The organism is Mycobacterium sp. SMC-4, assembly GCF_050205565.1.
In the GTDB taxonomy this organism is placed as follows: Bacteria; Actinomycetota; Actinomycetes; order Mycobacteriales; family Mycobacteriaceae; genus Mycobacterium.
Map to the genome: position 1 here is coordinate 52,396 of NZ_JBNMQU010000014.1, position 16,116 is coordinate 68,511.

Consider the following 16,116-nt stretch of genomic DNA (forward strand, 5'->3'; position numbering starts at 1 on the left):
GGCCCGTGACTTCCATGGTGACGGAGCAGGTGGACGCCGCCGAGCGGGCGCCCGTCGAACCACGGAGCGTGCGTACTTACCAGGTCCGGACCTACGGCTGCCAGATGAATGTGCACGACTCCGAACGGCTCGCCGGCCTGCTCGAAGAGGCCGGCTATCGGCGTGCCGACGAGGGCGCCGACGCCGACGTGGTGGTGTTCAACACCTGCGCGGTACGCGAGAACGCCGACAACAAGCTCTACGGCAACCTCAGCCATCTGGCGCCGCGCAAGCAACTCGACCCGGGCATGCAGATCGCCGTCGGCGGCTGCCTGGCGCAGAAGGACCGCGACGCCGTCCTGCAGAAGGCGCCGTGGGTCGACGTGGTGTTCGGCACCCACAACATCGGGTCGCTGCCCACACTGCTCGAACGTGCCCGGCACAACCGCGTCGCGCAGGTCGAGATCACCGAAGCGCTTCGTGAGTTCCCATCCTCGCTGCCGGCCAGCCGTGAATCCTCCTATGCGGCGTGGGTTTCCATCTCCGTCGGGTGCAACAACACGTGCACGTTCTGCATCGTGCCGTCGTTGCGGGGTAAGGAGGTGGACCGCCGGCCCGGCGATGTGCTCGCCGAAGTGCGGTCGCTGGTCGATCAGGGTGTCCTGGAGATCACGCTGCTGGGGCAGAACGTCAACGCCTACGGCGTCTCTTTCGCTACGGACGAGCGCTTGCGCGAGGACCCGACGACCTGGGCGGATCAACCCCGGGACCGCGGCGCGTTCGCCAAACTCCTGCGGGCGTGCGGCGACATCGACGGCCTGGAGCGGCTGCGGTTCACCTCGCCGCATCCCGCCGAGTTCACCGACGACGTGATCGAGGCGATGGCCGAGACGCCGAACGTGTGTCCGACACTGCACATGCCGCTGCAGTCGGGCTCGGACCGCATCCTGCGCGCCATGCGGCGGTCGTACCGCGCCGAACGCTATCTGGGCATCATCGAACGGGTGCGCGCGGCGATCCCGCACGCGGCGATCACCACCGACCTGATCGTCGGCTTCCCCGGCGAGACCGAAGCCGATTTCCAGGCGACGCTCGACGTGGTCGCCGCGGCGAGGTTCGCCGGCGCCTTTACGTTCCAGTACTCGAAGCGGCCCGGAACGCCGGCCGCCGAGTTGGCCGACCAGGTGCCCAAAGAGGTTGTCTCCGAACGGTATCAGCGGTTGATCGCGCTGCAGGAGCAGATTTCGTTGGAGGAGAACGCCGCTCAGGTGGGACAGACCGTCGAGGTGCTCGTCGCCACCGGCGAAGGCCGTAAAGACGCCAGCACCGCGCGGCTGTCGGGACGTGCCCGCGACGGCCGGTTGGTGCACTTCGCGCCCGGTGCGCTGCGCGAGCAGATCCGGCCCGGCGACGTCGTCACCACCACCGTCACCTCGGCGGCCCCGCACCACCTGGTCGCCGACGCCGGCGTGCTCAGTCACCGACGCACACGCGCCGGGGACGCCCACGCCGCCGGGCAGCGGCCGCGCACCGGTGTCGGCTTGGGCATGCCCGGCGTCGGAGCACCCGCGCCGGCCCCGGTCACGAACGGATGCACCCGATGACCAGTCCGCGCCAGCCCGACGAATTCGACTCGTACAAGGGCGACATCGAAGACGTCGAGCGCCGCGTCGCCGGTGAGTTCGACGCCGGTGCCCGCGCGCTCGTGGTCGCGGTGCTGGTGTTCGCGGTGCTCCTGTCGTTCGTGCTGCCCCACACCGGCAGCGCCCGCGGGTTCGACGTGCTGATCTTCACCGAGGCCGCCGACAAGGAGGGCGTCGCGCTGCCGTCGCGCGTGTTCAGCGTGCTGGCGATCGTCTTCTCGGTCGGATTCTCGATCCTGGCGCTGCTGACCCGCCGCTGGGTGCTGGCCTGGGTGGCGCTGGCCGGATCCGCGGTGGCCAGTGTGATCGGCATGCTCGCGGTCTGGTCCCGGCAAACCGTGGGGGAGCAGTATCCCGGGCCCGGCTTCGGACTGGTGATCGGCTGGGTCGCGGTGATCCTGCTGACCTTCCACTGGGCGCGGCTGGTGTGGACGCGCACCGCGCTGCAGATGGCCGCCGAAGAGGAGCGCCGTCGGCGCGCCGCCCAGATTCACGGCCGACCGCTGCACGACCCGGACGAGGATCCTCGCCGGCCCCGCGGGCCGCGCGACCCGGACCAGCCCGCAGGTTAGCTACGCCGCTTGCCCAGGGCCTCGACCGCGGCCTCGGCCCACTGCCGCCACTGCTCGGCGCTGGCCCGGGCCTGCTCGGCCTCCTTGGCACGGCCCGCGGCCTCGGCCTTGGCGGCCTGCCGTTCGAACTGTTCGGCGCGCGCGCGGAACTGGTCCGCGCGTGCCTGCGCCTCCGGGTCCACGCCGCCGGTCGGGGCGTCGCGGATCTTCTTCTCCACGGCGCGCAGGCGGCGCTCCAGGTCGGCGGCCCGCTCGCGCGGCACCTTGCCGATGGCGTCCCAACGGTCGCCGATGGACCGCAGCGCAGCGCGCGCTGAGTCCAGGTCGGAGACGTCGATCTTCTCGGCCTCGGCCAGCAACGCCTCCTTGGCTTCGGCGTTGGCGCGGAACTCGGCGTCCCGCTCCGCCGACGCCGCGTTGCGGGCCGAGAAGAACTTGTCCTGAGCGCCCTTGAACCGCTGCCACAGCGCGTCGTCGACGTCCTTGGCCGCGCGCCCGGCGGCCTTCCACTCGGCGAGCAGCTCCCGGAACAACGCCGACGTCGGACCCCAGTCGGTGGAGTCGCACAGCTCCTCGGCGCGCACGCACAACGCTTCCTTGGCCTGCTTGGCGCCGGCCCGCTCGCGGTCCAGCTCGGCGAAGTGCGAGCCGCGGCGCCGATTGAACGTGTCCCGGGCCGCCGAGTAGCGCTTCCACAACGCATCGTCGGTCTTGCGGTCCAGACCGGTGATCGTCTTCCACTCGTCGAGAATCGCCCGCAACCGGTCGCCGGCGACCTTCCACTGCGTGGAGTTGGCGGCCAGGTCCTCGGCCTCGGCCGCCAGCGCCTCCTTGCGCGCGGTCTGCGCGGCGCGCTGCTCCTCGCGCCGCGTCTTCTCCTGCGCGGTGGCGTCGTCGGCCCGGGCGACGATGTCGGCCAGCCGGGCCGCCAGCGAGTCGACGTCGCCGAGCACGTGTGCATCAGGCAGCGTCTCGGCCAGCGCCGTGGCCGCCGACCGGATCTTGCGGGCGTCACCGGAACCGGAGGCCAGCCGGCGCTCCAGCAGCACCACCTCGGTGTGCAGGTCGTCGAAACGACGGCCGAAGTGCTCGAACGCGGCTTCGGGTTCCCCGGCCTGCCAGGATCCGATGGTCCGCTCACCGGCGGCGGTGATCAGCCATACCGTGCCGTCGGGGTCGACGCGCCCGAACTTGCGCGGATCGCTGGTCGGCACCGTGACCACGGGTGCCTTGGCGGGTGCGGTCGGGCGCGGGACGGGTTTACCGGGACCGGGTCTCGGGCCGGGCGTCGGTCGGGGAGTCGCGGGTGTGGAGCCCGTCGGCTGCTGCTGGTCGGCCTCGCCTGCTCCGCCCGGTTCGGTTGTCGTCATGTCCGTTACCTCGTGCCCTTTCGCGCGATCTCGCGCACGTGCCGCGCAGCGCGGCGCCCTATAGCCGTTCGTCCGCTATTGAAACAGGTCACCCGGCCCCGTGCCCATGGTCTGGGCATGCCTGCTCTCTAGGCTTCGGTGCAGAACGTGAGGAGGCCGATGGCCAAAGCCGATATCGCGGTGCTGCTGGCGCTGGCAGCGGCGCTGTTCGTCGCCGTGGGTGACGTCCTCCATCAGCGCTCGGCCCAGCAGGTCACCGATGAACCGGTCGGCCATGTGGCGCTGTTCGCCCACCTGCTGCGGGACCGGGGGTGGTGGCTGGGCAGTGCGGTGGCCGCCGGCGGTTTCGGGCTGCAGGCCGCCGCGCTGGGATTCGGCTCGGTGCTGCTGGTGCAGGCCCTGCTGGTCACCTCGCTGCTGTTCGCCCTGCCCATCCACGCGCGGTTGGCCGACCGGCGGGTCTCGGGCCGCGAGTGGGTGTGGGCGGCGCTGCTGGCTGCGGCGGTGATCATCGTGGTGACCGTCGGCAACCCGACCGCGGGGCAGACCCGCGCGTCGCTGGCGGCGTGGCTGGAGGTGACGGCGGTCCTGGGCCCCGTGCTGGCGCTGTGCCTGATCGGTGCGCGGATCTGGTCGGGGACCATCAGCGCGGTGCTGCTGGCCGTTGCCGCCGGTGCCCTGTGGGGCGTCTTCGCCGTGCTGACCAAGACCGTGGTGCACCGGCTGGACGTGACGTCGTGGGACGGGGTGGTGACGCTGCTGGCGTCCCCCGAGTTGTACGCATGGGTGTTCGTGGCCGTCGGCGGCACCGTGCTGCAGCAGGCGGCGTTCCGTGCCGGCGCGCTGACCGCGTCGCTGCCGGCCATGACGATCGCCGAGCCGATCGTGGCGTGCGGGCTCGGTGTCGTGGTGCTCGGCGAGACGTTGCAGCCCGGCGAGGCGGGGTGGTTCACGCTGCTCGCGGCCGTCGTCGTGATGGTGGTGGCCACCACCGCGCTGGCTCGCGGCGAGGCTGCCACCCACGAGCCGGTGTGAGCCGCTGCGGTTAACTGGTGGCGTGCTCAGCGCCATCGCGATCGTTCCGTCGGCACCGGTGATGGTCGCCGAACTGGCCGGCGACGCCGCCACCGAGACCGCCGCGCTGCGCTCGGCCGCACAGGCCGCCGCAGCGACGCTGGGGCCGCGCTGGATCGCCCTCGGCGCCGCCGACAGCGACGCCCGACACGGACCCGCCGCGCGCGGCACGTTCGCCGGTTACGGCGTCGACCTGCCGGTCGCACTGTCTGCCGGGGCGCTCGCCGCCGCGCCGACGGCGCTGCCGCTGTGCGCGCTGATCGCCGGCTGGCTGCGGGGGCTGGCCGCGCCGACCGCCGAGGTCGAGGCGCACGCCCTGGATTCGGGTCTGGATCCCGACGCGGCGTACCGCCGCGGGCGGGAGCTGCGCACCGAACTGGACCGCACCGACGAACCTGTCGGGGTGCTCGTCGTCGCCGACGGCTTCCACACCCTGACCCCCGGGGCGCCCGGCGGTCACGACCCCTCGTCTGTCGACGCGCAGGCCGCATTCGACGACGCCCTGGCCGCCGGTGACACCGCCGCGCTGCGACAGACACCGGCGCCGGTCGTCGGGCGCGTCGCGTTCCAGGCGCTGGCGGGCCTGACCGAACCCGGTCCCCGCGCCGCCGAGGAGCTCTACCGCGGCGCCCCGTACGGCGTCGGCTACTTCGTCGGCCTGTGGACGCCGTGACGCTGCGCCCGCTGGCCCTGGTCGGGCCGACCGGCACCGGCAAATCCGACCTCGCCCTGGCTGTCGCGGACCGCCTCGACATCCCGACCGAAGTGGTCAACGCCGACGCCATGCAGCTCTACCGCGGCATGGACATCGGCACCGCCAAGCTGCCGGTCGACGAGCGCCGCGGCGTGCCCCACCATCAGCTCGACGTCCTCGAGGTCACCGAGACCGCCAGCGTCGCCCGCTACCAGCAGGCCGCCGCCGCCGACGTCGAGGCGGTGCTGGCCCGCGGAGCCCTGCCGGTCATCGTGGGCGGGTCGATGCTCTACGTGCAGTCCCTGCTCGACGACTGGGCCTTCCCGGCCACCGAACCCGCGGTCCGGGCCAGATGGGAAGCCCGATTGGCCGAGGACGGGGTGGCGGCCCTGCATGCGGAGCTGCACCGCGTCGACCCCGCTGCGGCGGCGACGATCCTGCCGACCGATGGTCGGCGCATCGTGCGGGCACTGGAGGTCGTCGAGCTGACGGGCCAACCGTTCGCCGCCTCCGCGCCCCAGATCGGCGAGCCGCGGTGGGGCACCGTGATCGTCGGGTTGGACTGGCCCACCGAGGTGCTCGACGAACGGCTGGCCCGACGCACCGACACCATGTTCGCCCGCGGCCTGGTCGAGGAGGTGGTCGCGCTGATCGGGCGCGGCCTGCGCGACGGTGTGACCGCGGCACGCGCGCTCGGCTACGCCCAGGTGCTCGCCGACCTCGACGCCGGCGGCGACGGCGCCGCCGCGCGCGAACCCACCTTCCTGGGCACTCGGCGCTACGTGCGCCGTCAGCGTTCCTGGTTCCGCCGTGACCACCGCATCACCTGGTTCGACGGGGCACTGCCGCACCTTGCCGACGCGGTGGTCGGTCACTGGCGAGACGTATCCTGACCAGGTGAAGTTCACCAAAGGCCACGGCACGCAGAACGACTTCGTCGTGCTGCCCGACCTGCCGGCCGCGCTGGATCTGACGCCCGCCGCGGTGGCCGCGCTGTGCGACCGCCGACGCGGGCTGGGCGCCGACGGTGTGCTGCGGGTGACGACGGCCGGTGCCGCCCTGGCCGCCGGGGTGCTCGACCGGCTGCCCGAGGGCGTCGCCGCCGAGGACTGGTTCATGGACTACCGCAACGCCGACGGCTCGATCGCGCAGATGTGCGGCAACGGTGTGCGGGTGTTCGCGCACCATTTGTACGCCAGCGGTCTCGAGCAGCGCCGCGAGTTCGTCGTCGGCTCCTTGGCCGGGCCCCGCCCGGTGGTGCTGCACGCCGCCGACGGACTGGCGGCCGACGTCACCGTGGAGATGGGCAAAGCCAACGTGCTCGGCTCCGGCCGTGCCGTGGTGGGCGGACGACGCTTTGAAGGTCTGGCCGTCGACGTCGGCAACCCGCACCTTGCCTGCGTGGATCCTTCGCTGACCGCTGACGAGCTGGCCGCACTCGACGTCGCCGCCGCGGTGACCTTCGATCACGAACAGTTCCCCGACGGTGTCAACGTCGAAGTGCTCACGACTCCGGTCGACGGGGCGGTGTCGATGCGTGTGCACGAGCGCGGGGTGGGCGAGACCCGCTCCTGCGGTACCGGGACCGTGGCCGCGGTGGTGGCTGCGCTGGCACATTCCGGTGATCAGACCGGCCGGTTACGGGTACTCATCCCCGGCGGGGAGGTACAGGTCACCGTCACCGAGGCCAGTAGCTTCCTGCGCGGGCCGTCGGAACTGGTCGCCCACGGAGAGCTCTCGGAGGAATGGTGGAGAGTTCAGGGACGTTAATTGGGGTGCATGAAAAGTGATCTCCGTGCGAATGTTGATTCGCCTATGACATATCCCGAATTCCTCGAAACGCCCAGTGCCGGCGAACTGGCACTCGAAGACCGCACCGCGCTGCGTCGCGTCGCCGGGCTGTCCACCGAGCTGTCCGACATCTCCGAGGTCGAATACCGGCAGCTGCGCCTCGAACGCGTGGTGCTGGTCGGAGTCTGGACCGAAGGCAGCGCCGCCGATGCGGACGCCAGCCTGGCCGAACTGGCCGCGCTGGCCGAAACCGCCGGATCCGAAGTGCTCGAAGGCGTCATCCAGCGCCGCGACAAACCGGACCCGGCCACCTACATCGGCTCCGGCAAGGCGGCCGAGTTGCGCGAGGTGGTGCTCGCCACCGGAGCCGACACCGTCATCTGCGACGGTGAGCTCAGCCCCGCCCAGCTCAACGCCCTGGAGAAGGTCGTGAAGGTGAAGGTCATCGACCGCACCGCGCTGATCCTCGACATCTTCGCCCAGCACGCGACCAGCCGCGAAGGCAAGGCGCAGGTGTCCCTGGCGCAGATGGAGTACATGCTGCCGCGGCTGCGCGGCTGGGGTGAGTCCATGTCGCGTCAGGCCGGTGGCCGGGCCGGCGGCGCCGGCGGCGGTGTCGGCACCCGCGGACCGGGTGAGACCAAGATCGAGACCGATCGTCGTCGCATCCGCGAGCGGATGGCCAAGCTGCGCCGAGACATCAAGGAAATGAAGAAGATCCGCGACACCCAGCGCAGCGGACGGCGGCGTGCCGAGGTGCCGTCGGTGGCCATCGTCGGCTACACCAACGCCGGCAAGTCCAGTCTGCTCAATGCCCTGACCGGCGCGGGTGTCCTGGTCGAGAACGCATTGTTCGCCACCCTCGAACCCACAACGCGCCGTGGCGAATTCGACGACGGCCGACCCTTCGTGCTGACCGACACGGTCGGGTTCGTGCGGCACCTGCCCACCCAGTTGGTCGAAGCTTTCCGGTCCACCCTCGAAGAGGTCGTCGACGCCGACCTGCTCGTGCACGTCGTCGACGGCTCGGATGCCAACCCGCTGGCACAGATCAACGCCGTACGCCAGGTGGTCAACGAGGTGGTCGCCGAATACGGCATCGCCTCACCGCCAGAACTGTTGGTGGTCAACAAGACCGACGCCGCCGACGGGTTGACGCTGGCGCAGCTGCGGCGCGCACTTCCCGGTGCGGTGTTCGTCTCGGCGCACACCGGCGACGGTCTCGACCGATTGCGTTCCCGGATGGCCGAATTGGTGGAGCCCACCGACATCGCCGTCGACGTCACCATCCCGTACGACCGCGGCGACCTCGTCGCGCGCGTGCACGCCGACGGCTACGTCGATGCCACCGAACACACCGAACACGGCACCCGCATCAAGGCCCGAGTGCCGGTGGCGCTGGCGGCCGGACTGGACGAGTTCCGCACGGTGTGACGTGTGCGAATGCGCTCACCCCGGCCGCATGGGTTAGGCTGGGGGAGCGTCGGCCGCGAAACCGCTCTCGCCGACCCTGACCATCCATCACGGCGTCAACCACCCCCTGTGGGGAACCGCCACTGTGTGCGCATCACCGCTGGACTTCTTCTGTCGCGGTCGCTCGGGCACACACCGCCCGAAACGGCACTGACAGAAAGATCGTTCATGACCACAGCTATGCCTGCGTCCACCCCTGCCTCCACGCCCTCGGAGTCCTTCGCTTCCCTCGGCGTGCCCGCACCTCTGGTGGCCGCATTGACCGCCGGCGGCATCACCGCGCCGTTCCCGATCCAGACCGCGACGTTGCCCGATGCGCTCGCCGGTCGAGACGTGCTGGGCCGCGGGAAGACCGGCAGCGGCAAGACGCTGGCGTTCTCACTGCCGCTGGTCGCCGCGCTGACCGGCCGTCGTCGTCAACCGGCCCGGCCGACCGGCCTGGTGCTCGCGCCCACCCGCGAGCTGGCCACCCAGATCACCGCCACCCTGGAACCGCTCGCGAAGGCGTGCGGACTGCGGGTGACCACCATCTACGGCGGCGTCTCGCAGAAGCGTCAGGTCGACGCGCTGCGCGCGGGCGTCGACATCGTGGTGGCCTGCCCCGGTCGTCTGGAAGACCTGATGGGCCAGAAGCTGATCCGACTCGACAACGTCGCGGTCAGCGTCCTCGACGAAGCCGACCACATGGCCGACCTCGGATTCCTGCCCGGTGTCACCCGCATCCTGGCGGCGACCCCCGCCGGCGGGCAGCGGCTGTTGTTCTCGGCGACGCTGGACAATGGCGTCGACAAGCTGGTGCGACGGTTCCTGCACGATCCGGTGCTGCACTCGGTCGACGAGGCCGACGCCGCACCCGTGCAGATGACCCACCATGTGTTCCACGTCGGCGGTGCGTCGGAGAAGAAGGCGCTGGTGCACAGGCTGGCATCGGGGACCGGCCGGCGAATCCTGTTCATGCGCACCAAACATCAGGCCCGCAAACTGGCCAAGCAGCTCACCGACGCCGGTGTGCCGTCGGTCGATCTGCACGGCAACCTGTCCCAGCCGGCCCGGGAACGCAACCTCGCCGCGTTCGCCGACGGGTCAGCGCGTGTGCTGGTGGCCACCGACATCGCCGCGCGCGGTGTGCACGTCGACGGTGTCGAACTGGTCGTGCACGTCGACCCGCCCATGGAGCACAAGGCCTATCTGCACCGTTCGGGCCGCACGGCGCGGGCGGGCAGCGACGGCGACGTCGTCACCGTGGTGCTGCCCGAACAGCGGCGCGACACCCAGCAGCTGCTCAAGAAGGCGGGGATCACGGTGCGGCCCAAAGAGGTTCACGCCGACTCCGCCGAAGTCCACGCACTCGTCGGCGAGATCGCACTGCCGCGCCGGGCCCCGCAGCCGGTCGCGACACCGGCGGCTCGCGCCCCCGAGCGTGGCCGTGGTCCCGGTCAGCAGCAACAGCGGCGGCCGCAGCGCCGCCGGTCGCGTCGTCCCGCTCAGCGCGCCACGACCTCCGGCGGCTGATAGGCCCGCACCGGCGGTGGCTCACCGGCGAACTTCTCGACCTGCACCAGCGTGTGCGCACCGCTGCACCCCCTCGCCAGCGACGACGTCCCGACGTCGTCGGTGAGCACGTTCGGGTTCCCGTTCACGCACATGGCATCCGGGTCGGCAGGGTCGGCCGGGTCGAACCACGCGCCGGTGGCCAACTGGACCACGCTGCTGCGCACCGCAGCGTCGATCACCACACCGGCCAGGCACGCGCCGCGGTCGTTGAACACCCGCACGATGTCTCCGCTGCAGAGTCCGCGCGCCGCAGCGTCGGCCGGATTGAGCCGGATCGGTTCGCGGCCGGCCACTTTCGATTGCCGACTGGCTGCCCCGTCGTCGAGTTGGCTGTGTAAGCGGGCGACCGGCTGGTTGGCCAACAGGTGCAGCGGATAACGCTGCGCCAACTGCCCGCCGAGCCACTCGGCTGGTTCGAACCACGTCGGGTGCCCGGCGCAGTCCGGGTAGTCGAAACCGTCGATGTCGGCGGAGAAGATCTCGATCCGTCCGCTCGGTGTGGCCAGACGGTGGCGCTGCGGGTCGGTCCGGAAGTCGGCCAGCAGCGTCAGGCCCTCCTCGGTGGGCAGCCGCAGGTGGCCGGCCGCCCAGAACTCCTCGAAGGTGGGCACATCGAAATCGAGTGTGTCCGACCATGTTTCGTATAGATGGGCCAGCCACTGTGCCGACGAACGGCCTTCGGTGAACTCCTCGGCCACACCGAGGCGGCCGGCCAACGCCGCGAAGGTGTCGTAGTCGTCACGCGACTGTGCGTAGGGCTCGGTCAGTTTCGGCATCGCCATCAGCACCGGGTCGTTGCGGGAGCCGGAGAGGTCGTCGCGCTCGGCGAACGTCGTCGACGGCACCACGATGTCGGCATGCCGGGCCATCGCGGTCCAGTACGGGTCGTGCACCACCACGGTGTCGGGCCGACCCAGCGCCCGCCGCAGCCGCGGCAGGTTCTGATGATGATGGAACGGGTTGCCCCCGGCCCAGTACACCAGCTTGATGTCGGGGTAGATCAGTCGCGCACCGTTGTAGTCGAACGCCTCGCCCGGATGCAGCAGCATGTCGCTGACCGCCGCGACCGGGATGAACGACGTCACCGGATTGATGCCCTGTGGCAGCCGTGGCAACCCACACCGCAACGGCGCCAGACCCGGCTCGTTCATCGACCCGTAGCCGTGACCGAAGCCGCCGCCGGGTAGCCCGATCTGGCCCAGCATCGCCGCCAGCGTGAGCCCCATCCACGGGGCCTGCTCACCGAACCGGGTGCGCTGCAGCGACCAGCTGACCGTGACCAACGTGCGCGCCGCGGCCATCTGCCGGGCCAGCGCGACCAACTCGTCGGCGTCGAGTCCGCTGATCCGCGCCGCCCAATGCGGTGACTTCGGCACGCCGTCGTCGAGACCCAGCAGGTAACGCTCGAAGCGTCGATACCCGGTGCAGTACCTGGCCAGGAACTCCTCGTCGGCCAGCGATTCGGTGGCCAGCACGTAGGCCAGGCCGAGCATCACCGCGACGTCGGTGCCGGGAACCACCGGCCACCACTGACACGGACCGGTGAAGTCGTCGCGCAGCGGCGACACCGAGACCACCCGTCCGCCGCGGCCGGTGAAACGGTCCAGCGCGTCACGCGCCGGATGCGCGGTGGTGCCGCCGTGGTTGACGCCGGTGTTCTTCAGTGCCACACCGCCGAAGCACACCATCAGATCGGTGTGGTCGACGATGACGTCCCACTGCGTCGAGCGCTTGAACAGGTCATCGTGGGTGCCCACCACACGCGGCATGATCACCCCGGTGGCCCCGAGGCTGTAGGAGTGCCGCGAAAAGGTATAGCCGCCAAGACAGTTCAAGAACCGGTGGACCTGGCTCTGGGCGTGGTGGAAACGGCCGGCGCTGGACCAGCCGTAGGAGCCGCCGAAGATCGCCTCGTTGCCGTGGGTGTCGATCACCCGGCTCAGTTCACCCGCCAGCAACTCCTCGAGTTCGTCCCACGACACCGCGACGAAGCCGTCGGCTCCGCGTCGAGTGCTCGGACCGGGACCGTCATCGAGCCACCCGCGCCGCACCGCCGGCCCGGTGATTCGGGAACTGTGGCGTACCGAACCGGGCAGGTTGCCCAATGCCGGCGACGGGTCGGTGTCCCCGTTCCACGGCTGCACAGCCGCGATGTCACCGTCGGCGACAGTGGCGGTGAACGCACCCCAATGGGTCAGGCTGCTCCGCGGCGTCGGCATCCCGGGCAGTCTAGTGCGGGCAGATGGCAGGTCACGGTTCGGTGACCGGCGCATAATCTTGGAGTGAACCGGCGAGGTTCCTTGGTTATCGAGGCCCTCTGAAGCAGAGTGAACGGACGCGGTAATTTCGCAGGACCGAATCGCCGACCGCGGGGAGGACGAATGATCCGGCAGCTGATGCTGCGCCAACGTACGGTCGGTCGTTTCACGATCGGCCTGTTGGGAATCGCCGCGGCGTTCCTGGTGGCGCCGATCGCGACCGCGCAACCCGAGGTCGAGGCCGGTGGCGCGATCACCGCGGCGTGGGAGGCGACCGGCGGCGATGCCGGTCCGCTGGGGCCCCGCTCGGGGGAGGTCTATCCCGTCGGAGAGGGCTTCGCGCAGAACTTCGCCGCGGGCAAGATGTTCTTCACCCCGGCCACCGGCGCCCATTTCATGCAGGGTGCGATCCTGGAGAAGTACGAGGCGTTGGGCGGCCCCGCCGACAGTGACCTCGGTTTTCCCACGATCGACGAGGGTCCCGGACGAGCTCCGGGCAGTCGCAACAGCACGTTCAGCGCCGCCGACAACCCCGTGATCTTCTGGACCCCGGACACCGGCGCGCGCGTGGTCCGGGGCGCCATCAACGCGGCCTGGGACCGCCTCGGCGGATCCTCCGGCGTGCTCGGCGTGCCGGCCGAGGACGAGACCTACAACGGTTCGGTGGTCCGACAGCGGTTCACCGGAGGCGAGCTGTCCTACGACTCGAGCAGCAAGACCTTCACCACGGTGCCGCCCGAACTCGCCGGACAGCTGTCGGACCTGACGGTGCCCGACGATCCCGAGTCGGCCATCAACGCGGCCCGTCGCGCTGCGGGCGGTCCGCTCGGGCCGCTGGGGGCCGCCCAGGGAGAGCCGTATCCGATCGGTGACGACGGACTGGGCCAGGACTTCGTCAACGGCAAGATCTTCTACAGCCCGGAGACCGGCGCCAATGTCGTGACCGGTCAGGTACTCGAAAAGTACGAGAGCGTCGGCGGGCCCGAGGGCGACCTCGGTTTCCCGACCAGCAGCGAAGTCGACGGCGGCATCGCACCCAGCCGGATGAGCACGTTCGCCGCCGAGGACGACCCGGTGATCTTCTGGACCCCCGATCACGGTGCGGTGATCGTGCGCGGCGCGATGAAACTCGCATGGGACGAACTCGGGGGCGCCACCGGCGAGCTGGGCGCCCCTGTGGCCGATCAGTCCCAGGACGGGTCGGTCATCACCCAGCGGTTCAGCAACGGCGCCATCACCTACGACTCCGCGAGCCAGAAGTTCACCGCCGAGCCGGGCAATCTGACGGGTCGACTCGCCGGGCTGCAGGTGCCCGGTCAACAGTCTCCGCAGGCCACCACCCCGTCGGCGCCCGAGGCCACGACGGACGATCCTGGTACCGGTCTGCAATGGTCGTGGTGGTGGTTGGCCGCGATCGCCGCGCTGCTCGCGCTTGTCGGCGTCGTCGGGTTCCTGGTGATGCGCAACCGCCGCCGCGACAACGACCCCTTCGGATACGACACACCGCCCGGACCGTTCGCCGCCACCGACGTCGGCCCAGGGGAGGGCTCTTCATTCGCCGCGAGCAGCGACGACGAAGACGTGCTGTTCGGCGACCGCTACGCGCGCGAAGGCCTGACGCCGGTGGCCGCGGGAACTCCTCCTGAGCCGGCGAGGGCGTCGGCCGTTTCCGACGAGGTGGACCCGACACCGCTGAGCTTCTGGGGTGTTCCTGCTACGCCCGACGATCCCCGCGGCGCGGGGGAGTCCGACGGATCCGCCGGCGCGGAACCCGAGGAAGACCCCGACGCCGTCGACACCGCGCCGACGCGCGTACCGACTCTCAGCGAGGTCGAGGACTACGACGAACCTGTGGTCGAAGCCGACAGAGAGCCCCTGGTGGTCGCTGTGCCGGCGCCGGACCCGAACCTGGAAAGGGACGCCATGACCGACACCGGCCGCCATGCTCGTATCGACGACGACGAGCCGACCCCGGGCGGGACCGCAGTCCACATGCCGCTCGACGATCCCAGCGAGGCGCCGGAGGGGTACCCGGTCAAAGCCGACACCCGTTCGGGCCTGTACTGGACGCCTGAGGACGGCGACTACGCCGACGCGCCGGCCGAACTCTGGTTCGCCAGCGAGGAGATGGCGATCACCAACGGATTCGTCCGGAGCCGCTGACTCGACGCGTCCGGCCCGGTCGACGCTCAGACCTTGCGGATGACCGTGACGACTTTGCCGAGGATCGCGGCCTCGTTGCCCGGGATCGGGTCGAACGCCGGATTGTGCGGCATCAGCCACACCTGGCCGCGGGTGCGCTTGAAGGTTTTGACCGTGGCCTCGCCGTCGATCATCGCAGCGACGATGTCACCGTTGTCGGCGACGTTCTGTTGACGGACCACCACCCAGTCACCGTCGCAGATGGCCGCGTCGACCATCGATTCGCCGACGACCTTGAGCAGGAACAGTGAGCCTTCCCCGACCAGTTCGCGGGGCAGCGGGAAGACGTCCTCGACAGCTTCTTCGGCCAGGATGGGGCCGCCGGCGGCGATTCGGCCGAGCACCGGTACGAACATCGGTTCCGGCAGCGCGTCGGACCCACTGACCTCGGTGGCGGGCACCGCGGCGGCCGTATTGTCCTCGAGGCCGCGCACATCCACCGCCCGGGGCCGGTTGGGATCGCGGCGCAGGTAGCCCTTGCGTTCCAGCGTGCGCAACTGGTGGGCCACCGACGACGTGGAGGTCAGACCCACGGCGTCGCCGATCTCCCGGATGCTGGGTGGATAGCCGCGACTGGTCACCGAGGCGCGGATGACCTCCAGGATTGTGCGCTGACGCTCGGTCAGCCCCGAGCCGCGGTCGCGGCGTACGCCACCGGCAGTGCTGGTGGCCGAGTCGGCGGTGCGGTCGCTGCTGTCGTCGCTCATGTGCTGAATCTAACCCAGACCACCGACGTGATCAAACATGTGTTCGACCGCGTGTCGGACAAGATGCCGGCGAGCTGCGAGAACTCGTCCACCCGGATTTGTCGGTGGCTGCCGATACGGTCTGCAACAGTTCGATCACATGTTCTATCCATCGAACACCTGATCGACTAACGTTCGAACACACTGGCGAACCAACCGATCGAGAGGCGGGGCGAAATGACAGTCATCTACTCACCCGAGATGGACATCTTCACGGATGTCGAGCGGCAGCCGGGTACGCGGAGCCGCACGGCGCGTCCGGTACGGGTGCCCGGCAGGACCGGTCCGTCGGGGTCGCCACGGCCGAAGGTCGCGCCGATGCGGTACCGCGGGACCGGTGTCGTGATGTCGCGGGCACCGCACCGCCGTCGCCCCATCACGCCGGCCACCACCGTGGTGCTGGCTCTGGTCGCGGCGGCCATCACGGTGTGGTTGGGGCTCGTGGCCCAGATCGGTGGTCTCCAGGGCGAGGAGGCCGCGGTGCCGACCCGGCTGGCCGTGGTCCAGGTGCAGGCCGGCGAGTCGCTGCAGCATGTGGCCCGCCGGGTCGCTCCCGAGGCGCCGGTGGCTGACGTGGTCGCCAAGATCCGCGAGTTGAACCAACTCGAGACGGTCGCCGTCGACGCCGGGCAGACGTTGATCGCCCCCATCGCCTGATCGCCGATGAAACGACACGTGCCGATCGGTCTGGCGTCAGGGCGTCGCAGCGCCGCGCAGGTAGGCTCGAGAACGTTCGAAGCGGTCTGTCGATGCGGCGAAG

The 16,116-nt window shown here is 70.4% G+C and carries 13 protein-coding genes; 10 read left to right on the top strand and 3 right to left on the bottom strand.

Annotation, left to right across the window (positions count from 1 at the left end):
- Positions 1–14: 14 nt before the first annotated feature.
- Positions 15–1,583, top strand: coding sequence for a tRNA (N6-isopentenyl adenosine(37)-C2)-methylthiotransferase MiaB (gene miaB, locus ACQI46_RS22330; protein ID WP_427096359.1), 1,569 nt, complete (start codon positions 15–17; stop codon positions 1,581–1,583).
- A complete protein-coding gene (locus ACQI46_RS22335) occupies positions 1,571–2,194 on the top strand; it encodes a hypothetical protein (RefSeq protein WP_427096235.1) in 624 nt (207 codons plus the stop codon). Before miaB ends, ACQI46_RS22335 begins: the two co-directional genes overlap by 13 nt.
- On the opposite strand, the gene ACQI46_RS22340 is transcribed toward ACQI46_RS22335, so the two are convergent.
- Positions 2,191–3,564, bottom strand: coding sequence for a DUF349 domain-containing protein (locus ACQI46_RS22340; RefSeq protein ID WP_427096236.1), 1,374 nt, complete (start codon positions 3,562–3,564; stop codon positions 2,191–2,193). The two genes, ACQI46_RS22335 and ACQI46_RS22340, sit on opposite strands and share 4 nt — an antisense overlap.
- A 159-nt stretch (positions 3,565–3,723) precedes the next feature.
- Here ACQI46_RS22340 and ACQI46_RS22345 point away from each other — a divergent pair, with 159 nt between their 5' ends.
- The 6 genes from ACQI46_RS22345 (at position 3,724) to ACQI46_RS22370 (ending at position 10,108) form a co-directional block, all read left to right on the top strand.
- Positions 3,724–4,599, top strand: coding sequence for a DMT family transporter (locus ACQI46_RS22345; protein WP_427096237.1), 876 nt, complete (start codon positions 3,724–3,726; stop codon positions 4,597–4,599).
- Positions 4,600–4,621: 22 nt separating this feature from the next.
- Positions 4,622–5,311 carry a hypothetical protein gene (locus ACQI46_RS22350; protein ID WP_427096238.1) on the top strand — a complete coding sequence of 230 codons (690 nt, stop codon included), beginning with the start codon at positions 4,622–4,624 and terminating at the stop codon, positions 5,309–5,311.
- Positions 5,312–5,313: 2 nt separating this feature from the next.
- Positions 5,314–6,225 (top strand): tRNA (adenosine(37)-N6)-dimethylallyltransferase MiaA, encoded by a 912-nt coding sequence (gene miaA / locus ACQI46_RS22355; protein ID WP_427096360.1) that lies wholly within the window; start codon positions 5,314–5,316, stop codon positions 6,223–6,225.
- A gap of 4 nt (positions 6,226–6,229) precedes the next feature.
- Positions 6,230–7,102: a diaminopimelate epimerase gene (gene dapF, locus ACQI46_RS22360; protein ID WP_427096239.1), complete on the top strand. Its 873-nt coding sequence runs from the start codon at positions 6,230–6,232 to the stop codon at positions 7,100–7,102.
- Between the two features lie 45 nt (positions 7,103–7,147).
- Positions 7,148–8,557 (top strand): GTPase HflX, encoded by a 1,410-nt coding sequence (hflX, locus tag ACQI46_RS22365; protein ID WP_427096240.1) that lies wholly within the window; start codon positions 7,148–7,150, stop codon positions 8,555–8,557.
- A gap of 219 nt (positions 8,558–8,776) precedes the next feature.
- A complete protein-coding gene (locus ACQI46_RS22370) occupies positions 8,777–10,108 on the top strand; it encodes a DEAD/DEAH box helicase (RefSeq protein ID WP_427096361.1) in 1,332 nt (443 codons plus the stop codon).
- Here the strand turns inward: ACQI46_RS22370 and ACQI46_RS22375 are convergent.
- On the bottom strand, positions 10,081–12,369 hold the full coding sequence (locus tag ACQI46_RS22375) for a molybdopterin guanine dinucleotide-containing S/N-oxide reductase (RefSeq protein WP_427096241.1): 2,289 nt from the start codon (positions 12,367–12,369) through the stop codon (positions 10,081–10,083). The genes ACQI46_RS22370 and ACQI46_RS22375 overlap by 28 nt on opposite strands.
- Positions 12,370–12,531: 162 nt before the next feature.
- On the opposite strand from ACQI46_RS22375, the gene ACQI46_RS22380 reads away from it, so the two are divergent.
- Entirely contained in the window at positions 12,532–14,571 is a 2,040-nt protein-coding gene (locus ACQI46_RS22380; protein WP_427096242.1) for an LGFP repeat-containing protein, read from the top strand.
- Between the two features lie 26 nt (positions 14,572–14,597).
- Here ACQI46_RS22380 and lexA read toward each other — a convergent pair whose 3' ends face one another.
- Positions 14,598–15,317: a transcriptional repressor LexA gene (gene lexA, locus ACQI46_RS22385; RefSeq protein ID WP_427096243.1), complete on the bottom strand. Its 720-nt coding sequence runs from the start codon at positions 15,315–15,317 to the stop codon at positions 14,598–14,600.
- A 216-nt stretch (positions 15,318–15,533) separates the two neighbouring features.
- On the opposite strand from lexA, the gene ACQI46_RS22390 reads away from it, so the two are divergent.
- Complete coding sequence (locus ACQI46_RS22390; protein WP_427096244.1) at positions 15,534–16,013, top strand: LysM peptidoglycan-binding domain-containing protein; 480 nt, start codon at positions 15,534–15,536, stop codon at positions 16,011–16,013.
- The last annotated feature ends 103 nt before the right edge of the window (positions 16,014–16,116 follow it).

Bases quoted from the DNA above. Each gene is read 5' to 3' on its own strand.
- ACQI46_RS22390 (WP_427096244.1), top strand. From the start codon at position 15,534: ATGACAGTCATCTACTCACCCGAGATGGACATCTTCACGGATGTCGAG.
- hflX (WP_427096240.1), top strand. From the start codon at position 7,148: ATGACATATCCCGAATTCCTCGAAACGCCCAGTGCCGGCGAACTGGCA.
- ACQI46_RS22340 (WP_427096236.1), bottom strand. From the start codon at position 3,564: ATGACGACAACCGAACCGGGCGGAGCAGGCGAGGCCGACCAGCAGCAG.
- miaB (WP_427096359.1), top strand. From the start codon at position 15: ATGGTGACGGAGCAGGTGGACGCCGCCGAGCGGGCGCCCGTCGAACCA.
- ACQI46_RS22380 (WP_427096242.1), top strand. From the start codon at position 12,532: ATGATCCGGCAGCTGATGCTGCGCCAACGTACGGTCGGTCGTTTCACG.
- ACQI46_RS22375 (WP_427096241.1), bottom strand. From the start codon at position 12,369: ATGCCGACGCCGCGGAGCAGCCTGACCCATTGGGGTGCGTTCACCGCC.
- ACQI46_RS22370 (WP_427096361.1), top strand. From the start codon at position 8,777: ATGCCTGCGTCCACCCCTGCCTCCACGCCCTCGGAGTCCTTCGCTTCC.
- ACQI46_RS22345 (WP_427096237.1), top strand. From the start codon at position 3,724: ATGGCCAAAGCCGATATCGCGGTGCTGCTGGCGCTGGCAGCGGCGCTG.
- ACQI46_RS22335 (WP_427096235.1), top strand. From the start codon at position 1,571: ATGCACCCGATGACCAGTCCGCGCCAGCCCGACGAATTCGACTCGTAC.
- lexA (WP_427096243.1), bottom strand. From the start codon at position 15,317: ATGAGCGACGACAGCAGCGACCGCACCGCCGACTCGGCCACCAGCACT.